Origin of the sequence: Acinetobacter sp. PW68 (assembly GCF_020982655.1) — a bacterium.
Taxonomy (GTDB): Bacteria; Pseudomonadota; Gammaproteobacteria; order Pseudomonadales; family Moraxellaceae; genus Acinetobacter; species Acinetobacter towneri_A.
The window spans coordinates 641,037-666,698 of sequence record NZ_JAHZSX010000001.1 but is presented as its reverse complement, the minus strand read 5'-3'; the positions used below and the strand labels follow the sequence as shown (position 1 = coordinate 666,698).

Genomic DNA, 25,662 nt, shown 5'->3' with positions numbered 1-25,662 from the left:
ATTGCTTAAAATTTGGCGAAGTGAACCGATAAGCCGGGTTCTGTCGAGAACGATCATTCCTCTAGGCGTACAATCACTTATACGCTCAAGCGACCTACCCGAATCCAGTACGGGCCGTACCTCAGGATTCCTATTTGGTCTTGCTTCTGGTGGGGTTTACCATGCCATGAACTGTTACCAGCCATGCGGTGCGCTCTTACCGCACCCTTTCACCCTTACCTTCAATTTCTTCCGAAAAAGAAACGACACGAAGGCGGTCTACTCTCTGCTGCACTTTCCGTCGGCTCACGCCGCCCAGGCGTTACCTGGCACCCTGCCCTTTGAAGCCCGGACTTTCCTCCCCTGCTTCAGTCACGGAGAGATCCACAGCAGCGATCGTCTGGTTCACTTCGAGGGCGCATTTTAACAAATAAATGCACTAATTGCTCGTGCTTTTTTGATCAATCAGTTTTTGATATTTTGCTAGCAATTGCTCCTGTGTTTCGACATGGTTAGGATCATGCGGAATACAGTCCACCGGGCAGAATAACTGGCACTGCGGTTTATCATGATGCCCGACACATTCGGTACACAGCGCCGGATTGATTTCATAAATCAGCTCATCCATGAAAATGGCCTCATTCGGGCACACAGGTTCACAGACATCGCAGTTAATGCATTCATCGGTAATATATAAAGACACGCTACCAACCTTGTTGATGTTTGCGTTCAAAGGCTTCGACGACGATTTGCGGTACAAACTTGGTCACATCTCCTTTTAAACGCGCAATTTCACGCACCAGCGTGGATGAAATAAACGAATATTGCTCTGACGGGGTTAAAAATACAGCTTCAAAATTGCTATCTAGCTGACGGTTCATATTTGCCAACTGAAATTCATACTCAAAATCTGAAACAGCGCGCAAACCACGCAAAACTGCAGTCGCATTTTGCTCACGAAAAAAATTAACCAACAAACCATCAAAGCCGACAAATTCAACATTAGGCAAATGCTTTAAAGATGCCTGTGCCAATTCTACACGCTCTTCCAGAGTAAAAATTGGATTTTTATGATGTCCTATAGCAATTGCGACCACAACCTCTTCAAACATTTTTGCGGCACGTGTCACCAAGTCAATATGACCATTAGTAATTGGGTCAAAGGTGCCCGGATAAATTACGCGAGATTTAGACATCCATTATGCTCTAGTTGGTTTTGTCAAAGTTAGTTTAACAAATTCAAAAAAATTTAGTGAGCAAAGTCTACCAAATTATGAAATATCAGAGCAGTTTCGCCAGCAGTTGTGATGATTTTGATTTGTCAGCAAGCCTTGGTTTGAGGCACAATAGTCATAAGTTTGGAAGTAATTGATTATGGCGAAGCTAACTGTAGTTAAAAAAAATACGGGCGGAACAATTGCACAGAATAAACGTGCACGCCACGATTATTTTATTGAAGAAAAATTTGAAGCAGGACTTTCTTTGCAAGGTTGGGAAGTCAAATCTTTGCGCGCTGGACGTATGACTATTACTGAAAGTTATATCCTGCTTCGTGATAATGAAGCTTTTTTATTTGGCGCACAAATTCAACCTCTTTTGTCGGCTTCAACACATGTAGTGCCTGAAGCAACCCGCACCCGCAAACTATTACTGTCACGACGTGAAATTGAAAAGTTGATGGGTGCAGTCAATCAAAAAGGTTATTCTTGTGTACCTTTAGCTTGTTATTGGAAAGGTCCTTTAGCGAAGCTTGAAATTGCTTTGGTGAAAGGTAAACAATTGCACGATAAACGCGCTTCTGAAAAAGACCGTGATTGGCAGCGTGATAAAGCACGTTTGATGCACAAATAATTCTGCACATTCCGCCCATAAAAAATGCTCGATGTTGATTTCGAGCATTTTTTTATTTTTATGGAAGTTAAAAGTAGAACAATTCTTAGGCTTTAAGTTTTAATTCCACCAAGTATTTACCAAATTTGACTGCAGTTTCCAAATCACCTTCGGGTGGCGTAACTTCAACACTGGCATTGTCAGACTGCGTCATTAAACCTAAAAAGCTCGACATGCGGTTAATATCATGTGGACTACGCCCTGTAGGCATAAACGGTAAACCTGACCACAACATGCCATGCTGCATCGCAAATAAGTTAATTTGTTGCAGCACTGCCAGTTTATCGCCGCTTAAACCACCGCCATTGGTAAAACCTGCCGCCAGTTTGCCCTGCCAAGTTCTAGCCAACCAACGCTTAGACGATTGCTCCATAAACTGTTTTAAAGCCGAAGTAATGCTACCCATATAAGTTGGACAGCCCATAATGATAATATCGGCTTGGTCTAGACTGTCCCATTCAATTTCACCCACATCCATCAAAGTCACCTGAGCATCCATTTGCGCAGCACCTTGTGCAATATGCTGTGCCACCTTTGCAGTATGACCATAAGGACTGTGATAAACCACCGCCACACGAATAGCAGCGCAAGAAGATGTTGAATGAGTCACTGACATGAGAATGTTTAAAACCAAATAATTAAGTCAAGTTTAACACTAAGCCTGCATAAACACGAATGTTGCCATACGTCCTGTACGTGCTTGACGGCGGTAAGAATAGTAATCATCGGCTTGTTGATAGGAGCACTGATCACCACCCAAAACCGTTGTAACGCCATGCTGCTGCAAAATAAAACGCGCAATTGCATACAAGTCGGCAAGATATTTAGCATGCTGCTGCCCAGCAATAAAGGCCGAGTCTAATTCAGGATATTTATCGCAAAACGCCTGTTTCACCTCTACGCCAACTTCAAAGCACGGCTGACTAATCGCTGCACCCAACCACGCCCATGCTGGGACGCTTTGCATTTCGGCAATGGTGTTTTCGATAATACCGTTGGCAAGGCCACGCCAGCCCGCATGCAGATTCGCAACTTCAGTGCCTTCAGCATTACCCAAAACCACTGGTAAACAGTCTGCAGTCATCATCATTAAAGCATGCGCTTTACGCTGAGTGACCAAACCATCACCTTCTAAGGCTTCACAAGTGATTTGCTCATTAATGGTCTGACACAACACACTATGTGTTTGCGTCATCCACGTCATCTTATCGACCCCATATTCCGCAAACTCTGCCAGCAAACTCATACGATGCTGCTGCACACGCCACGCATCGTCCTGCACATGCAGTGCCAGATTAAAACCAGATACATCGGCACAGTCTGTTGCTAAAGCCTGTGCATGTTGTATACGGGTTTGCCCGACATACACACCTTTAGGTAATCCTTGAACGAATTGCATACATCTATCCTTAATCGTTTTCTGGCGTTGCTGTATCTGGGTTAATCTTGTTGATGCTATCCTTACAACAATTAATAGGCAGCATTTTCACTGCGTAACACGTCTACCAATTGTTTAAAGTCTTCCGGCCACGGCGCTTCAAACATCATTTCTTCTTGAGTTCGTGGATGCACCAAACCAAGTTTGACGGCATGTAAGGCCTGACGTTTAAATTTACGCAACGTATCGTTTAATAATGCAGATGCACCTGCGGGCACACGTACACGTGGCGTATAAACAGAATCACCGACCAAACCATAACCAATATAACTTAGATGCACACGAATTTGATGTGTTCGCCCAGTTTCCAAACGCGCCTGAACACGAGTGAAGTGCTGAAAGCGTTCTTTAACATTGTAATGTGTGACGGCATCTTTGCCGCCTGGCAAGACCGCCATTTTCACCCGATCTACAGGATGGCGTTTAATCGGCTCATCAACTGTACCGCCCGCAATCATGTTGCCGTACACCACCAAGTCATATAAACGATAGACTGACTTTTTTGACAGTTGCTTGGTCAAGGCAAACTGTGCTTCCAGATTTTTGGCAACCACCAATAAACCCGACGTATCTTTATCAATACGATGCACCAAACCTGCACGAGTCAACTCAGCCGATTTTGGATAATGATGTAGCAAGGCATTCACTAAAGTCCCTGAGCTATTGCCTGCCCCCGGATGCACCACCATACCCACAGGTTTATTAATCACAATGATGTCATCATCTTCATAAATAATATCCAATGGAATATCTTCAGGCAGGCTACGGGTTTGCGCTTCAAGCTCGACTTCTAGGGTGAGAAGCTCATCACCTTCACACTTATATTTGGGTTTGACCGTGTTACCATTTACCAACAAATGACCGTCTTTGAGCCACTGTTTTAGCTTTTCACGTGAAAATTCACTCCAAATGATGGCTGCAACTTGGTCGATGCGTAGTCCTAAATGGCTGTCATCCAATTGAAATTGCAACGATAAACGTGTTGCAGTTGAGCCTGAAGTATGGTTATCTGCATCCTCAGCATCTTCAAGTAAATTGAACTCAGTTTCAGGTAAATTGGAATGGGTAGATTGTGCTTGACTCATTTGCTCATTCAGACAAAAGTGGTTTAATAGCGCAATTGTAGCTCATTGCCCGTATTAACAGAGGAATTTTTATGTCGCTACCACGTTATAAAATAACAATGCTTGCTTTTTCACTCGGCGTTGCGTCTGCAATTGTGGGCTGTAGCAGCAATCCAAAAAAAGAAGTGGTCGATACTGGTCCGCAATCTAGCGAACAGGTTTATATTGAAAAAGCAGAAAAAGCACTGGATCGTGGTCAATACACCGATGCCGTTAAGCATCTCGAAGCTTTAGAAACCTATTACCCAACGGGTGATTATGCGCAGCAGGCGCAGCTTGAATTGTTGTATGCAAAATTCCAGCAAAAGGATTATGAAGGTGCAATTGCTGTTGCAGATCGTTTTATCCGCATGAACCCGCAGCACCCTAAAGCCGATTATGCCTACTATGTACGTGGCGTGGCGAATATGGAACAAAACTATGATGGCTTGTTGCGTTATACCTCGCTCAAGCAATCGCACCGTGATGTTAGCTATTTAAAATTGGCCTATCAAAACTTTGTCGATTTTATCCGTCGCTATCCATCAAGCACTTATGCGGTAGATGCGGCACAGCGTATGCAGTTTATTGGTCAGGAACTGGCTGAAGCCGAAATGAATGCAGCACGTTATAACATTAAACGTAAAGCATGGGTGGCTGCAGTTGAGCGCTCATTGTGGGTGATTGAACACTATCCGCAAACACCGCAAATTCCTGAAGCATTGGCAACGGTGGCTTACGGTTATGGTAAATTGGGCGATCAAGCCACGGCTCAGCAATATATTGATGTGTTGAAGCTGAATTATCCAAACTTGGTCAAAGCGGATGGTAGCGTGAATTTACGTGCTGCGCGCCATGATGCCAGCTGGCTTAATCGTGCAACTTTGGGTATTTTCGGACGTGAAGCGCAAAGCAGCACCGAAGCACAGCAGTCAGATGCTAAAGCGCAAGCAGAGCCGTCACGCAGCCTCACCAACCGTTTGAGTTTTGGTTTGCTCGATCGTCCAAAATCTGAAAACGACAGTGCTGAATAAAACCTTTACGACTGTTTTTCAGTTTTGAAAAATGCAAAGGGCAAGTTATGATACTTGCCCTTTGGTCTTTTATGGGCTTGTTTCCTGCCCTAGAAAAAGATAAAAAGAGAATACTCAATGAGTCAATCAGCACAGTCTGATGTATTCGACCTGTTCGGCGAACCTTTCACTACCAAGAGATAACAGAAAAAACCGTATGGCCATTCCACAGCACACGATTGATCAAATTTTAGATCGCACCGATATTGTCGATCTGATTGGTCAGCGCGTGAAATTAAAAAAAACTGGTCGTACCTATTCGGGCTGCTGCCCGTTCCATCAGGAAAAAAGCCCGTCTTTTCACGTCTATCGTGACAAGCAGTATTATCATTGCTTTGGTTGTCAAGCAAATGGTAACGCCATCCGTTTTTTAATGGATATTGATAACCGTAATTTTATAGATGTCATGAAAGACTTGGCCAGTCAAACAGGCATCGAACTCCCGAAAGATCAGCACGACAATAAAAAACTTTCTTATAAACGCGAAGCCAAAAAGCCAACACCGATAGCTCAACCCAAGCCAACAGCAAAAGAACAAAACGAAATTTCTGCGACTCAAGCTGCAACAAACGAGCAGGCTTTGGTTGCTACAGGCATCGACTTTGATCCTTTTGCCGAATTTCAAAGTGCTGAATACGCAAATTCGGAATTTCAGAACTCGGAATTTCAAAACAGTGCCGACCCGTTTGCAAGCTTTGAGCAATGGGACAGCACGCAGGAAACTCCTGCACAGGAAGGCAACTTATACGACTTGCTAGAAAATGTAGCGCAATATTATGAGCAGCAATTGCCGCACAGCCCTGCCGCGCAGCAGTATTTTCAAAAACGTGGTTTAACCGCACAAACCTTGCAGTTTTGGCGTTTGGGTTATGCACCTGAAGATTGGCAGCATTTAGAAAAAGCCTTTCCGCAAGATATTGCAGGTTTAAAACTTCTAGGCTTGATTCGTACCAGTGACAAAGGACGTGACTTCGATTTACTGCGTGATCGGGTGATTTTCCCAATCCGTGACAGCAAAGGTCGTGTGGTCGGCTTTGGTGGCCGTGCACTGAATGATGAAATCAAACCCAAATACATCAACTCGCCCGACTCGGAAGTGTTTCATAAAAACCAATTGCTCTATGGTTTATATGAAGGACGCAAACTGAAAGCCCAAGACTATTTAATGGTTGAAGGCTATATGGATGTGATTGCCTTACAGCAATACGGCGTTTATGGTGCTGTAGCAACACTTGGTACAGCAAGCAATACCGATCATTTAAATATTCTGTTCCGTCAAAATAACCGCATTACCATCGCTTTTGATGGAGATGCCGCAGGTCAAAAAGCCGCACGTCGCACATTGGAAATTGCGCTGCCTTTGTTAAATGATGGGCGTGAACTGAAATTCTTTGTTTTACCGAATGAGCACGACCCAGACTCACTTATTCGTCGTGAGGGCATCGAAAATTTCCGACGTTTATTAGATCAGGCGCCTTTACTGTCAGATTTTGTTTTTGCACATCTCACCCAAGGCCATAATATCAGTACCCCTGAAGGCAAAAGTCAGGTCATGGGCGAACTCCGGCAATTGACCGAACTTTTGCCCAAAACGGGTTCTTATCGTTATTTGCTGCAACAGTTTTTTCGTGAAAAGTTAGGCTTTAACCGTAAATGGCAGGCACAGACCAATAACGATGCATCTTTGAGTTTTAGCACCAAAGTTGATGCTGAAGAATATGTGATTGCGATTCTAATCAATCATCCGTATTTGTATATTCACTTTGAACCGTTACGTGCACTGATTCCAAGTGATCACCTGCTGCATCAAATCTTAAATATTTTAAATACTATTTTTGATGATCTACCCGATGATCCTGAACAAGCCAAATATTATATTTTGGGTGCATGTTCGGCGTATCACTATGAATTACAGCGTATTTTACAACAAGCCAATGTCAGTGATTACACAACCTCTCCCGAGCATGTTGATAAATTGGCTCAAGATTTTTCAACTAAATTGCAATACGACTGTTTACAGCAAAAAATTCGCTCTAAAAAATTCAGCAGCATTGAAGAAATGAAGCGTTTGAAACATCAAATTTATGAAATTGATAAAAAAAGATCGCTAACTTTGCTAGAGGAATAAACAATCTGGTCTTATAGAGTGAGTTTTATATCGACCAAACTCAATCATTTTTTGTGAATCACGATGATCCAGCTTATTTACGACGACTTTTGATTGTCGCTGCCAAATTTTCCTGCATAAACTCAAAACATTCAGGCTCATCGCCTTTGGCTGCTTCACGTAATAAAATAGAAGTTGGATGGAGTAATTTTTGAGTTAAACGATAAGAAAATTCTTGCATAACCCGTGCAGCATCTTCACCTTTGGCAATACGCGCCATCGCCAAGTTTAATTCTTCCTGACGTAAGCTTTCGCCATGTTCACGGTAAGCATGAATGGTTGCACCCGCTTGCTGAACTTTTTGATGGGTTACCAACTCAGTCACAAGCTGATTAACCATGACTTCTGCTTCCACAGCAGCTTGACGACGCTGTGCCAAGTTTTCATCGATCACGCTTTGCAAGTCATCGACCCCGTACAAATACACGCCATCCAAGTTTTCTATTTTAGGATCTATATCACGTGGTACGGCCAAATCGACTAACAACATTTGCTGATATCGGCGCTTTTTTAAAGCTGCTTTCACCTCATGATAAGCAATCACCTGATGCAAGCTTCCCGAACAACTTGAAATCACATCGGCACGATGTAAATTAGCCGCAAGCTGATCAAACTCAATAATTTCAACTTCTACCTGATGCGCAATTTCCTGCGCCAATGTTTCGGCACGGGCACGGGTACGGTTACAAATTAATATTTTAGCGACGCCCATTTCTGCTAAATGCTTTGCCACAAGGCTATTCATTTCGCCTGCAGCCACCACCATCACCGTCAGTTTTGCAGGGTGACTAAAAACTTGTAACGCCAGTTGCGCAACCGCATAACCCATCGACACAGCATGGCTACCTACGGCAGTTTCTGAACGTACCCGTTTGGCAGCATAAAAAGCATATTCAAAAATTCGGTTGAGTTGTTGCGAAACCGTATGCGCGTCTTTAGCTAAAGACAGGGCAGTTTTGACCTGACCTAAAATTTGCGGCTCACCCAACATGAGAGAATCTAGCCCACTGGCTACACGCATTAAATGCGACACCGCCTGTGCATTCTCATAACGATAAACATGACGACTCAATTGCTGTGCATCGATACCATTCACTTGTGCAAGCCAATCCAACACCTGTTCTGGATGTTCAGACATGGCGTAGACTTCGGTACGGTTGCAGGTAGACACCACCACCAAATCATTCAGTTCGGGATGTTGGCTTTGCTCAGCAAGTAAGGCACTTAATTTTTCTGGGTTAAATGCAATTTGCTCACGCAACTCTACAGAGGCGGTTTGATGGTTGACACCCAATGCAAAGAAAGACATATCAGATCATCATTTCGCTAAATTTATGCTATTGTGCAATAACGGTGTCATAAAAAGCATTACTTGGATAAAGAAAAAATTGCGTCAAACAAATAGCCGACCATACGGCGCTACAATTAAGCAATATTCTACCACATTCTTACTGGTCGGTAGCATGGCTTCAGTTGCTCATCTTAGAGCATCTGAAGAAATTTATCATGCAAATTCAAATTATAATGCGGTAAAACAAACCATGGTCGCAGAGTTTGCCTTGGCTTATGGTGATATTCCAACGGCATTACACAACTATACTGTCTTGGCAATTAAGAATAACTCGACCTCTATTAAGCAACGCGCCCTAAATGTTGCGATTGAACAAAACGACCTAAGCGCCGCACTAGACATTGCAACACATTGGGTAGTACAAGAACCATCCGATGTGCCTGCGCTGTTTTATTTGGCGCACATTGCGCTAAAAGCACATGAGTACGACTTAGCCGCAGAAACCTTAGACAAAATTCTAAATATTGATGCAACGGCTGACTTAGAACAAATTTTGGCAGGCATTTCTCCTGAATCTGTGGAAGACCGTGAGTTTTTGATTCAAGCTCTGCGCACCAGCAAAGCCAAATTCAATCCATCGATTTTGGTATTAATTGCAGGTTTAAAAGCGCAAAATGGACAATATCAAGCTGCCCTCGATACCATTAACCAAGCGTTGCGTAAACGCCCGAAAGTCACTGGCTATATTTTAATGAAAGCCAATTTATTGAGCGCGCTCGGCAATGAAGAAGAAACAGCAGCTTGGTATGCCAAATCTAGCCGTAAACACAAAAATAATTTTGAAGTCCGTTTAGCCGAAGCCAAATATCTGGTCAAAAAAAATGAAGCAACTTTGGCGCTAACAAAGCTGGAAGCCATTTTAAAAAAATGGCCTACGGAAGATGAAGCCTTATTTATTGCAGGTTTGACCAGTATTGACTTACAACAATACGAAAAAGCTGAAAAGTATTTGGTAGAGCTGCGCTATTCGGCACAATATCAAAACGAAGCCTATTTCTATTTGGCGGTCAATGCCGAACGTAAACAGCATTTTGAAACAGCCAAAGCCTATTATCGTTTGGTCGATGGTAGCCTCTATACCGTTTCACGTCGCAACATGATCAGTATTTTTGCCCAGCAAGATAAACTAAACGATGCACTGCGCTTTTTAACGCAGGAACGGGTCAATTATCCACAGCATGCCAGTTTTTTATATCAGGCACAGGCCGATATTTTAAAACGTATGGACAATAAAAAAGCGGCTCTGCGTTTGCTGGATGAAGCCATCAAAAACCTACCCGATGATCCTGATCTGATCTATTCAGAAGTCTTACTACTCGATGCACATCAGGAAAAAGACAAACTGGATCAACTGCTCACCAAGTTACTGGAAATTGAGCCGAACAGCCCAACCTATTTAAATGCGTACGCCTATACCCTTGCGCTTCAAAATCGCCGTTTAGACGAAGCGCGTCGCTATGTTGAGCAAGCACTTGAGTTTGCTCCTGAACAGGCCTCTATTTTAGATACCTTAGGTTATGTCAGCTATTTACAAAATGACTATACCGCTTCGGCTCAAGCGTTGGAAAAAGCCTACGCACTGAGTCATAGTGCCGCGATTGGCTCACGTTATGCAAAATCGTTGTATATGCAAGGTAATATTCAAAAATTCAGCCAAGTGTTACAACAATTACAACAAAATCATCCGAATGATCCGCAATTGCAACAATTAAATTCGCTATTGTTACCGCAGCCAGTTAAAAAGAGTTAAATGATTCATGCGTTTATTTTCAAAATTAGGATTAACCCTTTTTGCCACCAGTAGCCTTGTGCTGACAGGTTGTCAGCCTTTCGTACAAAAACCAGCCAATGTTTCACAGCAAGTTGAAGCTGAAAATCAATTTAACTTGCAAGGCAAAATTGGCGTGCGCACTCCACAGCAATCTGGCAGTGCCTTTTTTACTTGGGTACAGCAGCAACAGCAGTTTGACATTGAACTGAGCGGCATTTTAGGCGTTGGGAAAACACAAATTAACGGAAAACCTGGACAAGTCACCCTCAATAGTGCCAAAACAGGGTTAATTTATGCAGAAAGTCCTGAAGAACTGTTAGAACAAGCCACGGGCTGGCAAGCGCCTATCACCCACTTGGTCGATTGGGTACAAGCCCGACCTGCAACGGTCAATGCCCAAATTCAAAAAGATCCCCAACAGCGCCCAACTCAATTTATTGAAGATGGTTGGACAGTCGATTTGAGCTATAACGACAGTGCCAGTTTGCCAAACCGCCTGATTTTGAAACAGGGACTTGAATCAGGGCAAGAAAACCGTATTACAATGCTCATCCAAAATCGTTAATCACTTGCCAAGTTTAGTCATGATTCGTGTACCCTCACCTGCCAAATTAAATCTGTTTTTGCACATTACTGGGCGTCGTGACAACGGCTACCATGAATTGCAGACTATTTTTCAACTGATTGATTTATATGACTGGCTAGAATTTGAAATCAATGATACTCAAAGCATTCACATTCAGGGTTTAAACAGCGTCGATTTAGAACAAAATCTGATTTACAAAGCCACGCAAATTTTAATGCCTTACGCGAAACAAACCACAGGTTTAAATATAGCAATTGAGAAGCACATCCCTATGGGTGCAGGGCTTGGCGGCGGTTCATCCAATGCCGCAACCACTTTAATTGTGGTCAATCAACTTTGGCAATGTGGCCTCGATACTCAAAAACTGGCAGAACTGGGTTTACAGCTCGGAGCAGATGTACCGATCTTTGTGTATGGTCGCAATGCATGGGCAGAAGGCATTGGTGAACAGTTAACATTCATAGACTTAGCCCCAAAACAATATATTGTGTTAAAACCTGACTGTTTTATCAGCACTCAACTACTTTTTTCACAAAAAACATTGACAAGAAACACGAAGCCCACTAAATTCTGCGGCTATCAGATAAAGCCATCTGACTTTGGAAATAATTTTGAGCCTGTGGCGCGAAATTTATACTCCGAAGTAGATGAAGCAATGCGTTATTTAGACCAGTTTGGTCAAGCAAAGCTTACAGGTACAGGTGCTTGTGTCTTTACTGAAGTGACTACAGAAATGAATGTAGACCACATTTTGGCGAACTCACCATGTACTGCGTACTTAGTGTATAGCTTAAATGAATCTCCATTACGACATTTCACAGTACAATAGGGGTATCGCCAAGTGGTAAGGCACCGGTTTTTGATATCGGCATCCGTTGGTTCGAATCCAGCTACCCCTGCCATCTCATTCACCTGTAGATTACTGTATTAGGGGTATCGCCAAGTGGTAAGGCACCGGTTTTTGATATCGGCATCCGTTGGTTCGAATCCAGCTACCCCTGCCATCTTACAGTGATCAAATCTAGGGGTATCGCCAAGTGGTAAGGCACCGGTTTTTGATATCGGCATCCGTTGGTTCGAATCCAGCTACCCCTGCCATTTTCTCGCATTAGACAGAACACCCTTTATTCGCGTTATCCTGTTAACTCACCTTGACAGAGTGCCGTAAAAATATTAAAGTTCTGCCGCATTAGGGGTATCGCCAAGTGGTAAGGCACCGGTTTTTGATATCGGCATCCGTTGGTTCGAATCCAGCTACCCCTGCCATCTATTCCTACATACACCAACCGCCAAGGGTGCTTCATGCCCAATCTTGTCGTTTTTAGTGGAACCGCGCATCCACAATTCGCTCAAAAAGTCGTAAGCCACTTGCACATTCCTTTAGGTGCTGCATCAGTTTCTACCTTCTCTGATGGTGAGATTGCTGTAGAGATTACCGAGAATGTCCGTGGTAAAGACGTATTTATCGTACAACCTACTTGTGCGCCAACCAATGACAACCTCATGGAAATCTTGGTGATGGCTGACGCGTTGCGTCGTGCAAGTGCAGGTCGTATTACCGCCGTGATTCCTTACTTCGGTTATGCCCGCCAAGACCGTCGTCCTCGTTCTACGCGTGTTCCAATTACCGCTAAAGTGGTTGCAGATATGCTCACCACTGTAGGTATTGACCGTGTGGTGATGATTGACTTGCACGCAGACCAAATTCAAGGTTTCTTCGACATCCCTGTAGACAACATTTATGGTACGCCTGCGCTATTGGCTGACCTGCGTCAACAGTCACACGACAACCTCATGGTAGTTTCACCAGACGTTGGTGGTGTGGTTCGTGCACGCGCTGTTGCAAAACAAATGGGTGATATCGATCTTGCAATTATCGATAAACGTCGTCAAAAAGCGAATGAATCACAAGTGATGCATTTGATTGGTGATGTAAAAGATCGTGACTGTGTCATTGTAGATGACATGGTAGATACTGCAGGTACATTATGCAAAGCTGCCGATGCGCTCAAAACTTTTGGTGCTCGCCGCGTAGTTGCTTATGCGACCCACCCTGTACTTTCAGGCAAAGCGATTGAAAACCTGAAAAATTCTGTGATTGATGAACTGGTTGTTACCGACACCATTCCTCTTTCAGAAGAAGCACAAGCACTTGGTAAAATTCGCCAAGTATCTGTAGCAAGCATGGTTGCAGAAACAATTCGTCGCATTAACAACGAAGAATCTATTAGCGCAATGTTCGATTCTTATCTATAATAATGCGCTGAATTTTCAAAGCCCTGCCACTTTGGCAGGGTTTTCTATCACTAGATTGGTCGCAGATCTAGTTTATTTAAACTCAAAATAAGGATGTCTATCATGGCAAACTTCGTATTAAACGCTCAAGCGCGAGAAGCAGCTAACCAAGGGAAAGGTGCGAGCCGCCGCCTTCGTCACGCTGCATTAGTTCCAGCTATCATTTATGGTGGCGACGCTGAACCAGTATCAATCACTTTAGAACTTCGTGAGCTTGTAAAAGTTTTAGAAAGCAATGCTTTCTTTGAAGAAGTTGTAGAAATCAAAGTCGGTGACAAAGTTGAAAACGTGAAAATTCAAGCGTTACAACGTCACCCTGCTAAAAACACACCTATGCACGCTGACTTCAAACGCGCATAAGTGTTTATGGTGTAATTAGTGGCTAATATTTCACTGATTGTTGGTTTGGGCAACCCTGGTAAAGAGTATGCCCAAACCCGCCATAATGCAGGCTTCTGGTTTGTAGAACGCCTTGCAGATCAATATGGCATCGCATTAAAAGTCGATCCTAAATTTCATGGGATCAGCGGACGTGGTAATATCGAAGGTCAAGACGTTCGTCTGTTATTACCCACAACCTTTATGAACCGTTCTGGTCAAAGTGTTGTTCCCTTCGCCAAATTCTATCAAATTGCACCTGAGGCAATGCTGATTGCTCATGATGAACTGGATATGAGCCCAGGGATCATTCGCCTAAAAACGGGTGGTGGTCATGGTGGACATAATGGTTTACGTGACATCGTGCCGCACACAGGTCCAAACTTCCATCGTTTACGCATTGGTATTGGGCATCCGGGTTCAAAAGAACGCGTGTCTGGTCATGTACTGAGCAAAGCACCGAGTAGCGAGCAAACTTTAATGGATGATGCACTTGCACATGCATTAGGTCGTATCAAGTTACTGGTCAATGGCGAAGTACAACAAGCCATGAATCAAATCAATGCCTATAAACCGAACTGATGAATCCACAATTGTTGAACAATCACACTTGCCATGTCGCAATTTTCAGAGCAAAATGCGCTTTCTGCTCGGAACTGACATCCAGCAAGCAGTGTTTGAATTCAACCATAAGATAAAATCTTAGGTCCACTAAGGAGACGCTCACCATGCTATCTCGTTTATTAAAATGCAAAATCCACCGTGCTTTTGTAACTCATGCAGAACTTCACTACGAAGGTTCATGTGCAATTGACGGAACACTCATGGATTTGGCTGGCATTCGTGAATATGAAGAAATCCACGTATGGAACGTGACCAATGGTAAGCGCTTCACAACTTATGCAATTCGTGGTGAAGACAACTCAGGCATCATTTCAGTCAATGGTGGTGCTGCACACCAAGCCGATGTAGGCGATATTATTATTATTGCAACCTTTGGTGACTTCACTGAAGCAGAAGCCAATGCGCACGAACCACGTTTGGTCTATGCAAACCCAGACAATACCGTGAGCCACACTGCAAACTGTATTCCTGTACAAGTGGCTTAAGCCATTCCTGTACAAAATAAAAAAACTCGCAAATTTTGCGAGTTTTTTTTATGGCTCAATAAAAGTCTGTCTACTCTTTGCAGACCTCATAGCAAGACTTACAAATTAGTCATCTTGCAAGCTATGCAATAAGCTATGACTGATGCCATCGGCACGTAAGAATGCAAAATCATAACTTGCGGTTGCAAGCGCCAACACACGACGTTCAAACTCTTGCCACAAAGGTCGCACTTCTTTGTCGTGAATGCCCAAGCCGCTTTCATCGGTAAAATGTCGATTTTTTTCACAAATTTTCAATGCATGATACAGCTTACGCCCTTTTGAAGCATCATCACGTAAACGCACACGCTTAGAGCGGATAAACTCTTCGACATGACACAGGTCGGCAAAAGGCAGCATAGGCACTAAAATCTGATCAAGCTGTGCATCTAAGCGACGCCAAACGGCAGTGTGTTGTTCAGGCGTATAACTATTCCATTGAATCACTTCATGGTTAAAACGACGGCAACCTCGACAGACAGCATCACCAAACACCGTAGAACAACGACCTGCACACGGGGTTAAAGTGGCAATTTGACGATCCTTACTCAACACAACACTCCAATATTTAACAACACCTGTTGACGCATCAATATGAACACAACATTCTTCTTTGAAACGAGTGGCATCATACTCCGTTCTGCTCCATTTTTAAAATGTTGTGTCGTGCTTTACAAACCATGTACCGCGCTCGGTTTTCTCGCATATTCACACAAAGCAGGTTAGAATATGCGCCTTAAATTTTTGTCTTTCATCTATTGGAGTACTCCATGAACGCTACTGTAGAACAGCTTGCACCTGTAGAACAGCCAGCGACCACGACTTGGGTTGTTGCCGCACTTTATCAATTCAAAGAAGTTTCAGATCCTGCCGATCTTCAACAACGCTTATTAGATTTGGTAAATTCAATCAACCTTTGCGGTACTCTTATTGTGGCAGGTGAAGGCATTAATGGAACTGTGGCGGGTGATCGTGCCGCCATTGATCAAGTTCATCAATTTCTGTGGGATGAAGGTTTTACATCAATGGAATACAAAGAGTCACATAGCTCTGAAAAGCCATTCCGTAAAATGAAAATCAAGCTCAAAAAAGAAATTGTGACTTTGGGTGTAGAAGTAAAACCACGTGATTTAGTCGGTCACTACCTAGACCCGAAAGAATGGAATGAACTGATTGCCCGTGACGATGTTATTCTGATTGATACCCGTAATGACTATGAATACAAAGCAGGAACGTTTAAGGGCGCAATTGACCCAAAAACTGAAACGTTCCGTGAATTTCCAGAATATGTGAAAAAAAACCTAGAACAGCATAAAGACAAAAAAATTGCGATGTTCTGCACAGGCGGGATTCGTTGTGAAAAATCGACCTCTTTATTGTTACAAGAAGGTTTTACCGAGGTCTATCACTTAAAAGGTGGCGTACTCAAATACTTAGAAGAAACACCAGCCGATGAAAGCTTATGGGAAGGCGAATGTTTCGTATTTGATGGTCGTACAGCGGTAACACATGGCATGCAAGAAGGTCAAAACACCAAATGTCATGCTTGCGGTTGGCCATTACTGCCTAAAGAAGTTGAATTACCAAGCTATGAACACGGCGTATCTTGCGTGTACTGTATTGATAAAACCAGCGAGAAACAAAAAGAAGGTTTCCGTATGCGCCAATCACAAATTGCCGCAGCTAAACGTAAACGTCTGTAATCAATACAGGCTCATACACATCAATAAGGCTAATTAAAGCCATGTTAATGTTGTATCGACCATCGATCATGAAAAGTCCTCATCCTGTATGGGGATTTTTTTATGTCCATCTATACGCTTCATGCAAGATTACATAGAACATAAAATTACAACGCATGTTTACCAAGCATTGCGCAATATCCCCTGATTAGGTGATAGCATTCAATCAAAATAAGCCACAAAATTTGTGGCTCTATTCGTGCGGATGTTCAGCACAAACTCAACATATTCCGTGACCCAAAATTCAAGGATCGTTATGTATTCCTAAATTTATATGCCGCAATCAGGAGTGACGCTATGCCTAAAACAACAATTTCAAATTCAATGCACACACTACGTTTTACGCCTGTAAAAGCGGTGACTGCTGCGCATAGTGCAACAATGCAAGATTGTTTGGAACATAAATCACATACTTTTATTGTAGCTTTAGGTGCAATTTTAGGCGGTATTATTGCGGCATTTGTAGGCTACCATCTGCAAGCGCATTTCTTGAATTACGCCCTGCTCTGTGCCATCCCTATCCTCGTGGCGTATAGCTTAAGACGTGTATATATCTATACCCTGACCCATGCAGAGCTTGATTAAGTCCAGATTGCGCAAGACTTTACTGTTTGACCAATACTGCTTAGGATAGAAGCACTTTTCTAAAGCACGACTTGCATGAACTTAACTGAATGGATTATTTCCATTATGGAACAACTGGGCTACCTAGGTATTGCCCTGTTGATGTTTCTGGATAATGTCTTTCCACCTGTTCCCTCTGAAATTATTATGCCCTCTGCAGGCTACTCTGCATCGCAAGGGCAATTATTGCTATTGGGTGTCATTATTGCGGGCTGTATCGGCTCATTGGTCGCGGCGGCAGTGTTGTATTGGGTGGGTTATCGCTGTAAACACGAAAGTATTTACCACTGGGTGAATCGCTACGGTAAATATCTATGGATTAAAGAACAAGATGTCCGAAACTCCCTACATTGGTTTGAACAATATGGACATCGGATTGTATTTTTTGGGCGCATGATTCCCGCCATTCGTTCTCTGATTAGTATTCCTGCAGGCATGAGTCACATGCCATTTTGGAAATTTATGTTTTATAGTGGTTTAGGCACAATCATCTGGACCACTTTTTTAGCCTGCCTGGGTTATTATTTTGGTGAAAACCAACAATTGATGCAGCAAATTTTCAGTCAGGTCAGTCATGTCATTATCGGCTTGGTGCTCTTAGTCATCGCCATGCTTTTATACCGTAGGCATAAACGTAAAATGCGTGACTAATGCGCTCGTTGCTGCGTAATTGAATCAATTTTTTGGGGAAAATCAGACATGAAACCATATTTATTATTTTTTGCTGCGGTTTACAGTATTGCGCTGGTCTTACTCATTAGCGTATTGATTTTTGGTCTGAACTTAGGTGGCTTAACCTTACTCCCTGCATTAATTGCCGCAGCATTCATTAGCGCAGGACATTTTGTCAAAAAAGAACAACGCTTACCGAGCAGTGATGAAAAAATTCAACTGGTCTGGGGCTCAAGTGCAGTCGCGATTATTATTGGCAGCTTCTTTGTGTTTTTCTTAGTGCTCATGAACCCGAATGCTGAGGCCATTTTACAAGCTGCAGATAAAGCAGGACTGGCTTTGTCTGCGGTGGTGATGCTGTGTTTGATTGCAATTCATGGCGCAATTTTTCATGTTGCTTATGGTTGGTATGCGAATCGTTATTATCACAAAACGTTTTTATAAGCTTACCTAAAGCGCGTATTTTACATTGAACCATAACAGTAAACACTTAAAATTAACATCAGGCTGATATATGACACATAAATTTACGTCGGACATGCGCTGTAACTGAAACACATTCTGAATAGAGTACAAATCTACATTGTAGCAGCGTAAATTAAACCTATTCATAGCGGTTTATGAATATAAAAACGCAATAACGCATACAAAGAGAAAAAGGTGATTCGGATGTCAGATTTTGAACGCAATGATAAGATTGACCGTGATGTGGTTAAAAACTTACCCAAAGAAGAGCGTGATCGTTTAAATGCCGACCCAATTACAGGAGAACCTGGTGCACACCCTGTTGGTACAGGTCTTGGCGCAGTTGGGGGTGCGGCAACAGGTGCAACCGTTGGCGCATTAGGTGGTCCAGTAGGTGCTGTGGTGGGTGGTGCTGTAGGTGCCGTTGTTGGTGGCTTGGCTGGTAAAGGCGCTGCAGAAGCAGTAAACCCTACAGAAGAAGAAACGTACTGGCGTGCCAATAGTCTCAATACAGACTATTATGCTCAAACACGTAGTCATTACCCCGATTTAGAATATGAACGTGACTATCAAAATGCCTACCGTGTTGGTTATGAAAACCGCCCACACTATGATGCACATACCCGCTTTGAAGATGTGGAACACGATTTAAAAGGGAAATGGGAACATATTAAAGGGAGTTCTCGCTTAACGTGGGAACAAGCCAAATTTGCGGTAAAAGATGCTTGGGATCGCGCTACACGCTAGTGGGCAAAGTTCCGCTACATATATAGCACAAATCTATTCATCTTAGAGCCACAAAAAAGCACTGCATTTAGCAGTGCTTTTTGCGGATAAACCCTTCATATATGCAAAAAACTGAATCTCTCAAATAAATTTTGCAGCTTAATCAGGCGTGTGATACATTAAATACAACTCATTCAGATTCTCAGGAATTTCTTCTGCTATTTCGTCCATTAACTGACCGTTTCGACGGAAAGCTTCCATCTGTGGATCTTCTTCATCAATGCCACTGAACACCATCATTGGCAAAGTTAAATCAACCAATTGTTCTTCAAATTCAGGTCTAAACCACGCTTCTTCGTTTAAGAACATCGCATCGACAAAGCCAACGCTCCAATCACCTAAACTTGAATCAACTTCTGCTTCTTCAATTTCAAATGGAAACTCAATGCCTTCTTCATTGGCTAAACTTTGGCGAATGCTTTCTAACCAAGCCTCAATTTGCGCAATAATTTCGGCAGGGACTTTCTTTTGATTGCCTTCAAACAATTCATTTAACCATGGGTCAAATTGAGGTCCAACTGCAATGGCGCACAAGAAACCATGCGTTGCAGCGAAGTCTAGACCATGCTCGTTTTGGTCGCCATCTAGATATTCACTTAACAGGTCTAAATCTAAAGCAGTCATTTCAAATCCATCGGTGTCAATTTAGGGGTGTAGCATAACATTTTCAATGCCCGATACAGTACCTGATTTTAGTCATCTTCGTCGTCATCATCGTCAAAATCGTAATCAAAATCTTTGAGCTCACGCTCCAAACGACGTTGTGCGAGTAAATCATCAATCAAACGGCGCTTTTCTAAAGATTCTTTCGCGCTTATTTTGTTTGATGCCTCATCGAAATTAACATCATCATCACCGTAGTTATCATCTAGTTCAAAATCTGTAGAAGACACTAAAACTACCTCAGAATGAAAAAATGTGAAGGGTCAAGCCGCTATTTATCTGCCTTTTTCACCATTGTCAAGTTTTATTTATTTTTTTCAAATAACTGCAACATAAACCGCTTGCAGCCTTGGGGGAAATTTGTGTATTTATGGACAAGTTAGTATCATTATTTGAGATTCGCCCCAATCATAAAAATATTTTGTGGGCAAAAAGGAAATTGACTTGAAAAACAGTATTAAAGCCCCATATTCCTATCAAATTCTTCATTCAAACATCATTTTAAAATCATGCTTGATTGATCAATTCCCCCCTTATTTAAAGCGAATTGTGCTATCATGCACGGTTTTTCACTGCCACAGATTCAACGAAGAGTAAGCAAAGATGAGCGATATGAATTCCCCTACTTCGCAAGTAGCGGCTCTGATTAGCCGAGGCAAAGAGCAAGGTTACCTAACTTACGCTGAGGTTAACGATCATCTCCCGGACTCAATCACAGAAAGCGAGCAGATTGAAGACATTATTCAAATGCTTCAAGACGTCGGTATTCCTGTGCATGAACGTGCGCCTGAATCTGATGATGCAATGTTTGAGGGTAATGCGGAAGCTGCCGACGAAGTTGCTGAAGAAGAAGCTGCCGCCGTACTTGCCTCTGTAGAAAATGAGCCTGGTCGCACCACAGACCCTGTGCGCATGTATATGCGTGAAATGGGTACGGTTGAGCTGTTAACGCGTGAAGGTGAAATTAGCATCGCGAAACGTATTGAAGAAGGGATTCGCGATGTACTTCACTCGATTGCCTACTGGCCAAACGCTGTGCAAGTGGTACTGCAAGAATATAAAGATTATGAAGCAGGTGAACGTCGCCTTGCTGATATTTTATCAGGTTATTTAGACCCTGAAACCGATGAAGAAATTCCAGAAGTTTTAGAGGACGAAGCCGATTTAGACAAAGAAGAAGATACCAGCAACAAACCGACCAAAGACGTTAAACTTGATGATGACGATGAGGAAGAAGAGGCTGAAGCCGAAGAAGAATCAGAAGCAGATTCAGGTCCAGACCCAGAAATTGCAAGAATGCGTTTTGGTGAATTGGAACAGGCTTATCTTGCAAAAATTGCAGCTATTGAAAAACATGGTCGTGAAAGTGCCGAAGCACAAGAAGCTTTAGAAGCTTTAGCGACGGTATTCATGATGTTTAAATTTACGCCACGTTTATTCGATATTATTTCGGAAATGATTCGTGGTACACATGAACAAATTCGTACTGCTGAACGTGAAGTGATGCGTTATGCGGTACGTCGTGGTCGTATGGATCGTACTGTATTCCGTACCTCATTCCCAGGTCAGGAATCTAACTTTGCTTGGTTAGATGAGCACATTGCCAAAGCACCTGCCGACCAAAAAGGTTATTTGGAAAAAGTACGTCCAGATATTTTGGCATTCCAACAAAAAATTGCCGACATTGAAAAAGAGTTAGGCTTAGATGTGAAAGGCATCAAAGACATTTCTAAACGTATGGCAGTAGGTGAAGCTAAAGCCCGTCGTGCGAAGAAAGAAATGGTTGAAGCCAACTTACGCTTGGTGATTTCGATTGCGAAAAAATACACCAACCGTGGTTTACAATTCCTAGACTTGATTCAAGAAGGTAACATCGGCTTGATGAAAGCGGTAGACAAGTTTGAATACCGTCGTGGTTATAAGTTCTCGACTTATGCAACATGGTGGATTCGTCAGGCGATTACCCGTTCTATTGCCGACCAAGCGCGTACCATTCGTATTCCAGTACACATGATCGAAACTATTAACAAGATCAACCGTGTATCGCGTCAATTGCTTCAAGAAATGGGTCGTGAACCGACTCCAGAAGAATTAGGCGAACGTTTGGAAATGGACGAAGTTAAAGTTCGTAAAGTGCTGAAAATTGCCAAAGAGCCGATTTCTATGGAAACGCCAATTGGTGATGATGAAGATTCTCATTTGGGTGACTTCATTGAGGACAGCAACATCACCTCACCTGTTGATGCGGCAACCTCTGAAGGCTTAAAAGAAGCGACCCGTGAAGTGCTTGAAAATTTGACTGAACGTGAAGCCAAAGTTCTGAAAATGCGTTTTGGTATTGATATGCCAACCGATCATACTTTGGAAGAAGTGGGTAAGCAGTTTGATGTGACCCGTGAACGTATCCGTCAGATTGAAGCCAAAGCCTTACGTAAACTTCGTCATCCTTCTCGTTCTGAACACTTACGTTCATTCTTAGAAAATGACTAAAATTGCTGCATAAATGAGCTATTGAAATTTTAAAATTCAGCCTCATTTATTCAACAAGACCAAAAAACGCCTGCCCTAAGCAGGCGTTTGATATAGAGATAGAGACACACGCTTATGACGTTATTCAACCGTACCCCATCTCGTGAACTGCAAGAGCATCTTTGGGTGTTTCCAATGGATTACCCAATTAAACTCATTGGTGACGCGGGTGATGAACTGCGTATTGCTGTGGTTGAAATTTTAGTGAAACACTTCCCTGAGTTTGATGCACAAAGCATCAGCATTACCCCATCACGCACAGGCAAGTATCATTCAATTACAGCACAATTGCGTTTTGAAGAATTGGAACAAGTGCATGCCATTTATGCAGATTTGGCAGCCTGCCCTTTGATTAAAACTGCATTGTAATTTTGTAGATTGATTTTCAAATAACACGCTTTCGGGCGTGTTTTTTTGTTTCTGTGCTGCTAAAATCTTATTCCATCCACAAATCCCCTACACCCACGACATTTTCGTATAATAAAATCAATTTCTTGCTTTTATGGATAGGACTGCATCTCTGTGGATACTGCACAACGGCCAAACCTGATTATTCGTCAATATCATGACCTGACTGACTATGAAGCACGTTTTCAGGAAATGAAATACTGGACTGAACAACGTGATGCTGACAGCCCTGACCAACTCTGGATTTTGCAACATCCTAATGTACTCACCCAAGGGCAAGCAGGTAAAGCCGAACATATCTTAATGGCAACGGATATTCCTGTAGTACAGACGGATCGCGGTGGTCAAGTTACATGGCATGGCCCAGGTCAATTGGTTGCCTATTTCATGTTTGACCTGAACCGTTTAGGCTGGAATGTCCGTACGTTGGTGTCTTATGCCGAAAATTTGATGATTGAACTGCTAAAAAAATACGGCGTTGATGCCTATGCCAAAGCCGATGCACCAGGAGTATATGTCAATGAACGAAAAATTGGCTCGCTCGGTTTTAAAATTCGCAAAGGTCGTAGTTATCACGGTTTAGCTCTTAATATTGATTGTGATTTAACAGGTTTTCAAAGTATAAACCCTTGCGGCTATGCAGGTTTGGAAATGGTACGTGTGATGGATTTAGTCAATGACTATCCACATTTTGAAAACTTCTGCGCAGATATCATTGCAACTTTACAAAACAGCGGTTACTTTAATGACGTACAAGTCATTCACGTATAAATGGCTTTCTTTTCAATAAGAAATAAAATAGAGTATTTACTCTAAATAATGATTTATAACACAGGGATTCAGCGCGTGATTTCAACTAAATCTGTGAAACCCGCTTTGCAACTGGCCTATGTCAAACTCATGATGGATGTGATTGGCAGAGGTTTAGTCATGGCAAGTCAGGTCGATGAAGAAATTAAACAAGAAGTTGCCAAATTTCCCAGCAACTTTGTGTTGTCTATGAAAGTTTTTCCGAATGGTCCAGCCTTTGTTGCCAAAGTCACTGCGGATCATCAATTAGAACTGTTACAGAATACGGCACAAAAACCCGATTTAACCATTACCTTCAAACACTTAAATCATGCATTTTTAGTGTTTTCATTTCAGGAAAGTACCGCACAGGCTTTTGCGCATGACCGCATGATTGCCGATGGTGATGTATCTTATGCAATTCGCTTGGTACGTTGCCTGAATAAAATGGAAGCGCTCATCTTGCCTAAATTACTGGCAGAACTGGCGGTAAAACAATATCCGACTGAACTCAGCTTAAAAGAAAAACTATCAGGTGCAGCCAATATCTATTTAAAAGTTGCCCAATCTTATTTCAAACGGAGTGCATAACATGGCGAAGCCTTATTACGAATTTTTTTGCCCAGTCAAAGTCATTGCAGGTCATGCTGCGTTAGAACATATTCCGTTTGAATTGGCGACACTCGGTTCACAACGCCCAATGATCATTACTGACAAAGGCGTGCGTTCCAACAATTTGCTTGCCCCGATTGAAGCAGCTTTTGAATCTACCGATGCCGTGATTGGCTATGTTTTTGATGATGTCCCGCAAGATTCAAGTGTGGCAACAGTTCGTCGTGCTGCGCAGTTGTACCGTGAAAACAACTGTGATGCCATTATTGCGGTGGGTGGCGGTTCAGTCATTGACACCTCTAAAGCTACCAATATTTTAGTCAGCGAAGGCGGTGATGACTTGTTGCAATATTCAGGTGCACATAACTTACCGCGCCCACTGAAACCATTTTTTGTGATTCCTACTACATCAGGCACGGGTTCAGAAGTCACGATGGTTGCGGTGGTATCCGACACCGAAAAGAACGTCAAAATGCCGTTTGCATCGTATTACTTAATGCCACATGCAGCCATTTTAGACCCGCGTATGACGCAAACTTTGCCACCACATTTAACAGCAATGACGGCTATGGATGCCATGACGCACGCCATTGAAGCTTATAGTTGCATGGCAGCCAACCCAATTTCTGATGCTTATGCTACGGCAGCAATTAAAAAAATCAGCAATAACCTGTTCAATGTATTAGACAACCCAAGCGATGAACAAGGCCGTTTGGAACTGGCACAAGCATCAACCATGGCGGGGATTGCGTTTTCAAATTCTATGGTGGGTTTGGTCCATTCCTTAGGTCATGCCTTGGGTGCTGTGGCGCATTTACCACATGGACTCTGCATGAATTTATTTTTGCCATACGTGTTGGAATACAACAAAGACGTCAATGCTGATAAAATTGCCGAACTGCTATTACCATTGGCTGGCGCAGATGTTTACGCACAAACCCCTGCACATTTACGTGCCGATAAAACCATTTCGACACTCTTAGCCATTCGTGACCGCTTATACGCACTGACCAAATTACCACGAACTTTACAAGAAACGGGTAAAGTCAGCGAAGCGCAATTAGATGAAGTGGCTGAAAAAGCCCTGAACGATGGTTCGATTATTTATAACCCGAAAGAGGCCAATTTAGAAGAACTCAAAGCTATCTTAAAAAAGGCTTGGTAATTCCTACAAAATAGGCCAATATAACCGA

Annotated in this window: 29 protein-coding genes, 4 tRNA genes and 1 other RNA gene; 24 read left to right on the top strand and 10 right to left on the bottom strand. The window is 42.7% G+C overall.

Going from position 1 to position 25,662, the window contains the following annotated elements:
- Positions 1-13: 13 nt before the first annotated feature.
- From rnpB to coaD, 3 genes are all read right to left on the bottom strand, one after another.
- Positions 14-391: RNase P RNA component class A (gene rnpB, locus K1T76_RS03125), an RNA gene on the bottom strand.
- A 27-nt stretch (positions 392-418) separates the two neighbouring features.
- Positions 419-682, bottom strand: a complete 264-nt coding sequence (locus K1T76_RS03120; RefSeq protein ID WP_230244054.1) for a YfhL family 4Fe-4S dicluster ferredoxin — start codon at positions 680-682, stop codon at positions 419-421.
- Between the two features lies 1 nt (position 683).
- The gene (coaD, locus tag K1T76_RS03115) at positions 684-1,175 is read right to left on the bottom strand and encodes a pantetheine-phosphate adenylyltransferase (RefSeq protein WP_019836792.1); all 492 of its coding nucleotides are present in this window, start codon (positions 1,173-1,175) and stop codon (positions 684-686) included.
- A 178-nt stretch (positions 1,176-1,353) separates the two neighbouring features.
- On the opposite strand from coaD, the gene smpB reads away from it, so the two are divergent.
- Complete coding sequence (gene smpB / locus K1T76_RS03110) at positions 1,354-1,830, top strand: SsrA-binding protein SmpB (RefSeq protein ID WP_230244053.1); 477 nt, start codon at positions 1,354-1,356, stop codon at positions 1,828-1,830.
- An 85-nt stretch (positions 1,831-1,915) separates the two neighbouring features.
- Here the strand turns inward: smpB and K1T76_RS03105 are convergent, their stop codons facing one another.
- The 3 genes from K1T76_RS03105 to rluD form a co-directional block, all read right to left on the bottom strand.
- Positions 1,916-2,485, bottom strand: a complete 570-nt coding sequence (locus tag K1T76_RS03105; RefSeq protein ID WP_070153943.1) for a flavodoxin family protein — start codon at positions 2,483-2,485, stop codon at positions 1,916-1,918.
- Positions 2,486-2,524: 39 nt separating this feature from the next.
- Positions 2,525-3,268 (bottom strand): peptidoglycan editing factor PgeF, encoded by a 744-nt coding sequence (pgeF, locus tag K1T76_RS03100; protein ID WP_070153944.1) that lies wholly within the window; start codon positions 3,266-3,268, stop codon positions 2,525-2,527.
- Between the two features lie 71 nt (positions 3,269-3,339).
- Positions 3,340-4,392, bottom strand: a complete 1,053-nt coding sequence (gene rluD / locus K1T76_RS03095; RefSeq protein WP_070153945.1) for a 23S rRNA pseudouridine(1911/1915/1917) synthase RluD — start codon at positions 4,390-4,392, stop codon at positions 3,340-3,342.
- A gap of 71 nt (positions 4,393-4,463) precedes the next feature.
- Here rluD and K1T76_RS03090 point away from each other — a divergent pair, with 71 nt between their 5' ends.
- Together K1T76_RS03090 and K1T76_RS03085 are read left to right on the top strand one after the other, a co-directional pair.
- Entirely contained in the window at positions 4,464-5,444 is a 981-nt protein-coding gene (locus K1T76_RS03090) for an outer membrane protein assembly factor BamD (RefSeq protein ID WP_019836796.1), read from the top strand.
- A 196-nt stretch (positions 5,445-5,640) separates the two neighbouring features.
- A complete protein-coding gene (locus K1T76_RS03085; protein ID WP_230244052.1) occupies positions 5,641-7,611 on the top strand; it encodes a DNA primase in 1,971 nt (656 codons plus the stop codon).
- A gap of 73 nt (positions 7,612-7,684) precedes the next feature.
- On the opposite strand, the gene hemA is transcribed toward K1T76_RS03085, so the two are convergent.
- Entirely contained in the window at positions 7,685-8,959 is a 1,275-nt protein-coding gene (gene hemA, locus K1T76_RS03080; RefSeq protein ID WP_019836799.1) for a glutamyl-tRNA reductase, read from the bottom strand.
- 79 nt (positions 8,960-9,038) lie between these two features.
- Here hemA and K1T76_RS03075 point away from each other — a divergent pair, with 79 nt between their 5' ends.
- The 11 genes from K1T76_RS03075 to panD all read left to right on the top strand — a co-directional run bounded on the left by K1T76_RS03075 (position 9,039) and on the right by panD (position 15,140).
- Positions 9,039-10,751: a tetratricopeptide repeat protein gene (locus tag K1T76_RS03075; RefSeq protein ID WP_201787567.1), complete on the top strand. Its 1,713-nt coding sequence runs from the start codon at positions 9,039-9,041 to the stop codon at positions 10,749-10,751.
- A gap of 7 nt (positions 10,752-10,758) precedes the next feature.
- Positions 10,759-11,337: a lipoprotein insertase outer membrane protein LolB gene (lolB, locus tag K1T76_RS03070; RefSeq protein ID WP_070153948.1), complete on the top strand. Its 579-nt coding sequence runs from the start codon at positions 10,759-10,761 to the stop codon at positions 11,335-11,337.
- A gap of 19 nt (positions 11,338-11,356) precedes the next feature.
- The gene (gene ispE / locus K1T76_RS03065) at positions 11,357-12,187 is read left to right on the top strand and encodes a 4-(cytidine 5'-diphospho)-2-C-methyl-D-erythritol kinase (protein WP_026438066.1); all 831 of its coding nucleotides are present in this window, start codon (positions 11,357-11,359) and stop codon (positions 12,185-12,187) included.
- A tRNA-Gln gene (locus K1T76_RS03060) sits at positions 12,186-12,260 on the top strand. Before ispE ends, K1T76_RS03060 begins: the two co-directional genes overlap by 2 nt.
- Positions 12,261-12,287: 27 nt before the next feature.
- Positions 12,288-12,362, top strand: a tRNA-Gln gene (locus tag K1T76_RS03055).
- 19 nt (positions 12,363-12,381) lie between these two features.
- Positions 12,382-12,456, top strand: a tRNA-Gln gene (locus K1T76_RS03050).
- A 93-nt stretch (positions 12,457-12,549) separates the two neighbouring features.
- Positions 12,550-12,624, top strand: a tRNA-Gln gene (locus K1T76_RS03045).
- Between the two features lie 36 nt (positions 12,625-12,660).
- On the top strand, positions 12,661-13,614 hold the full coding sequence (locus K1T76_RS03040) for a ribose-phosphate pyrophosphokinase (RefSeq protein ID WP_004972226.1): 954 nt from the start codon (positions 12,661-12,663) through the stop codon (positions 13,612-13,614).
- A 102-nt stretch (positions 13,615-13,716) separates the two neighbouring features.
- Entirely contained in the window at positions 13,717-14,013 is a 297-nt protein-coding gene (gene rplY / locus K1T76_RS03035; protein ID WP_070153949.1) for a 50S ribosomal protein L25, read from the top strand.
- An 18-nt stretch (positions 14,014-14,031) separates the two neighbouring features.
- Positions 14,032-14,613, top strand: a complete 582-nt coding sequence (pth, locus tag K1T76_RS03030) for an aminoacyl-tRNA hydrolase (protein ID WP_230244051.1) — start codon at positions 14,032-14,034, stop codon at positions 14,611-14,613.
- A gap of 146 nt (positions 14,614-14,759) precedes the next feature.
- Positions 14,760-15,140: an aspartate 1-decarboxylase gene (gene panD, locus K1T76_RS03025; RefSeq protein WP_004972232.1), complete on the top strand. Its 381-nt coding sequence runs from the start codon at positions 14,760-14,762 to the stop codon at positions 15,138-15,140.
- Between the two features lie 105 nt (positions 15,141-15,245).
- On the opposite strand, the gene K1T76_RS03020 is transcribed toward panD, so the two are convergent.
- Positions 15,246-15,731: a DUF1289 domain-containing protein gene (locus K1T76_RS03020; RefSeq protein WP_230244050.1), complete on the bottom strand. Its 486-nt coding sequence runs from the start codon at positions 15,729-15,731 to the stop codon at positions 15,246-15,248.
- Positions 15,732-15,949: 218 nt separating this feature from the next.
- Between K1T76_RS03020 and trhO the strand changes: the two genes are divergently transcribed.
- The 5 genes from trhO to K1T76_RS02995 all read left to right on the top strand — a co-directional run bounded on the left by trhO (position 15,950) and on the right by K1T76_RS02995 (position 19,429).
- On the top strand, positions 15,950-16,882 hold the full coding sequence (gene trhO, locus K1T76_RS03015; protein WP_070153953.1) for an oxygen-dependent tRNA uridine(34) hydroxylase TrhO: 933 nt from the start codon (positions 15,950-15,952) through the stop codon (positions 16,880-16,882).
- A gap of 336 nt (positions 16,883-17,218) precedes the next feature.
- Positions 17,219-17,506: a hypothetical protein gene (locus K1T76_RS03010; RefSeq protein ID WP_070153954.1), complete on the top strand. Its 288-nt coding sequence runs from the start codon at positions 17,219-17,221 to the stop codon at positions 17,504-17,506.
- Positions 17,507-17,581: 75 nt separating this feature from the next.
- Entirely contained in the window at positions 17,582-18,196 is a 615-nt protein-coding gene (locus tag K1T76_RS03005; protein ID WP_019837067.1) for a DedA family protein, read from the top strand.
- 48 nt (positions 18,197-18,244) lie between these two features.
- Positions 18,245-18,661 carry an ABZJ_00895 family protein gene (locus tag K1T76_RS03000; protein WP_070153955.1) on the top strand — a complete coding sequence of 139 codons (417 nt, stop codon included), beginning with the start codon at positions 18,245-18,247 and terminating at the stop codon, positions 18,659-18,661.
- Between the two features lie 225 nt (positions 18,662-18,886).
- Positions 18,887-19,429, top strand: a complete 543-nt coding sequence (locus K1T76_RS02995) for a hypothetical protein (protein WP_019837065.1) — start codon at positions 18,887-18,889, stop codon at positions 19,427-19,429.
- Between the two features lie 138 nt (positions 19,430-19,567).
- Here the strand turns inward: K1T76_RS02995 and K1T76_RS02990 are convergent, their stop codons facing one another.
- Complete coding sequence (locus K1T76_RS02990; protein ID WP_070153956.1) at positions 19,568-20,092, bottom strand: YecA/YgfB family protein; 525 nt, start codon at positions 20,090-20,092, stop codon at positions 19,568-19,570.
- 68 nt (positions 20,093-20,160) lie between these two features.
- Entirely contained in the window at positions 20,161-20,361 is a 201-nt protein-coding gene (locus K1T76_RS02985; protein ID WP_019837063.1) for a PA3496 family putative envelope integrity protein, read from the bottom strand.
- A 373-nt stretch (positions 20,362-20,734) separates the two neighbouring features.
- On the opposite strand from K1T76_RS02985, the gene rpoD reads away from it, so the two are divergent.
- From rpoD to K1T76_RS02960, 5 genes are all read left to right on the top strand, one after another.
- The gene (gene rpoD / locus K1T76_RS02980) at positions 20,735-22,621 is read left to right on the top strand and encodes an RNA polymerase sigma factor RpoD (protein ID WP_019837062.1); all 1,887 of its coding nucleotides are present in this window, start codon (positions 20,735-20,737) and stop codon (positions 22,619-22,621) included.
- A gap of 114 nt (positions 22,622-22,735) precedes the next feature.
- The gene (locus K1T76_RS02975; RefSeq protein WP_019837061.1) at positions 22,736-23,029 is read left to right on the top strand and encodes a YbeD family protein; all 294 of its coding nucleotides are present in this window, start codon (positions 22,736-22,738) and stop codon (positions 23,027-23,029) included.
- Between the two features lie 153 nt (positions 23,030-23,182).
- On the top strand, positions 23,183-23,839 hold the full coding sequence (gene lipB, locus K1T76_RS02970; RefSeq protein ID WP_070153958.1) for a lipoyl(octanoyl) transferase LipB: 657 nt from the start codon (positions 23,183-23,185) through the stop codon (positions 23,837-23,839).
- 75 nt (positions 23,840-23,914) lie between these two features.
- Positions 23,915-24,448: a hypothetical protein gene (locus K1T76_RS02965; RefSeq protein ID WP_026438100.1), complete on the top strand. Its 534-nt coding sequence runs from the start codon at positions 23,915-23,917 to the stop codon at positions 24,446-24,448.
- A gap of 1 nt (position 24,449) precedes the next feature.
- Positions 24,450-25,634, top strand: a complete 1,185-nt coding sequence (locus K1T76_RS02960; RefSeq protein WP_019837059.1) for an iron-containing alcohol dehydrogenase — start codon at positions 24,450-24,452, stop codon at positions 25,632-25,634.
- Positions 25,635-25,662 lie beyond the last annotated feature (28 nt).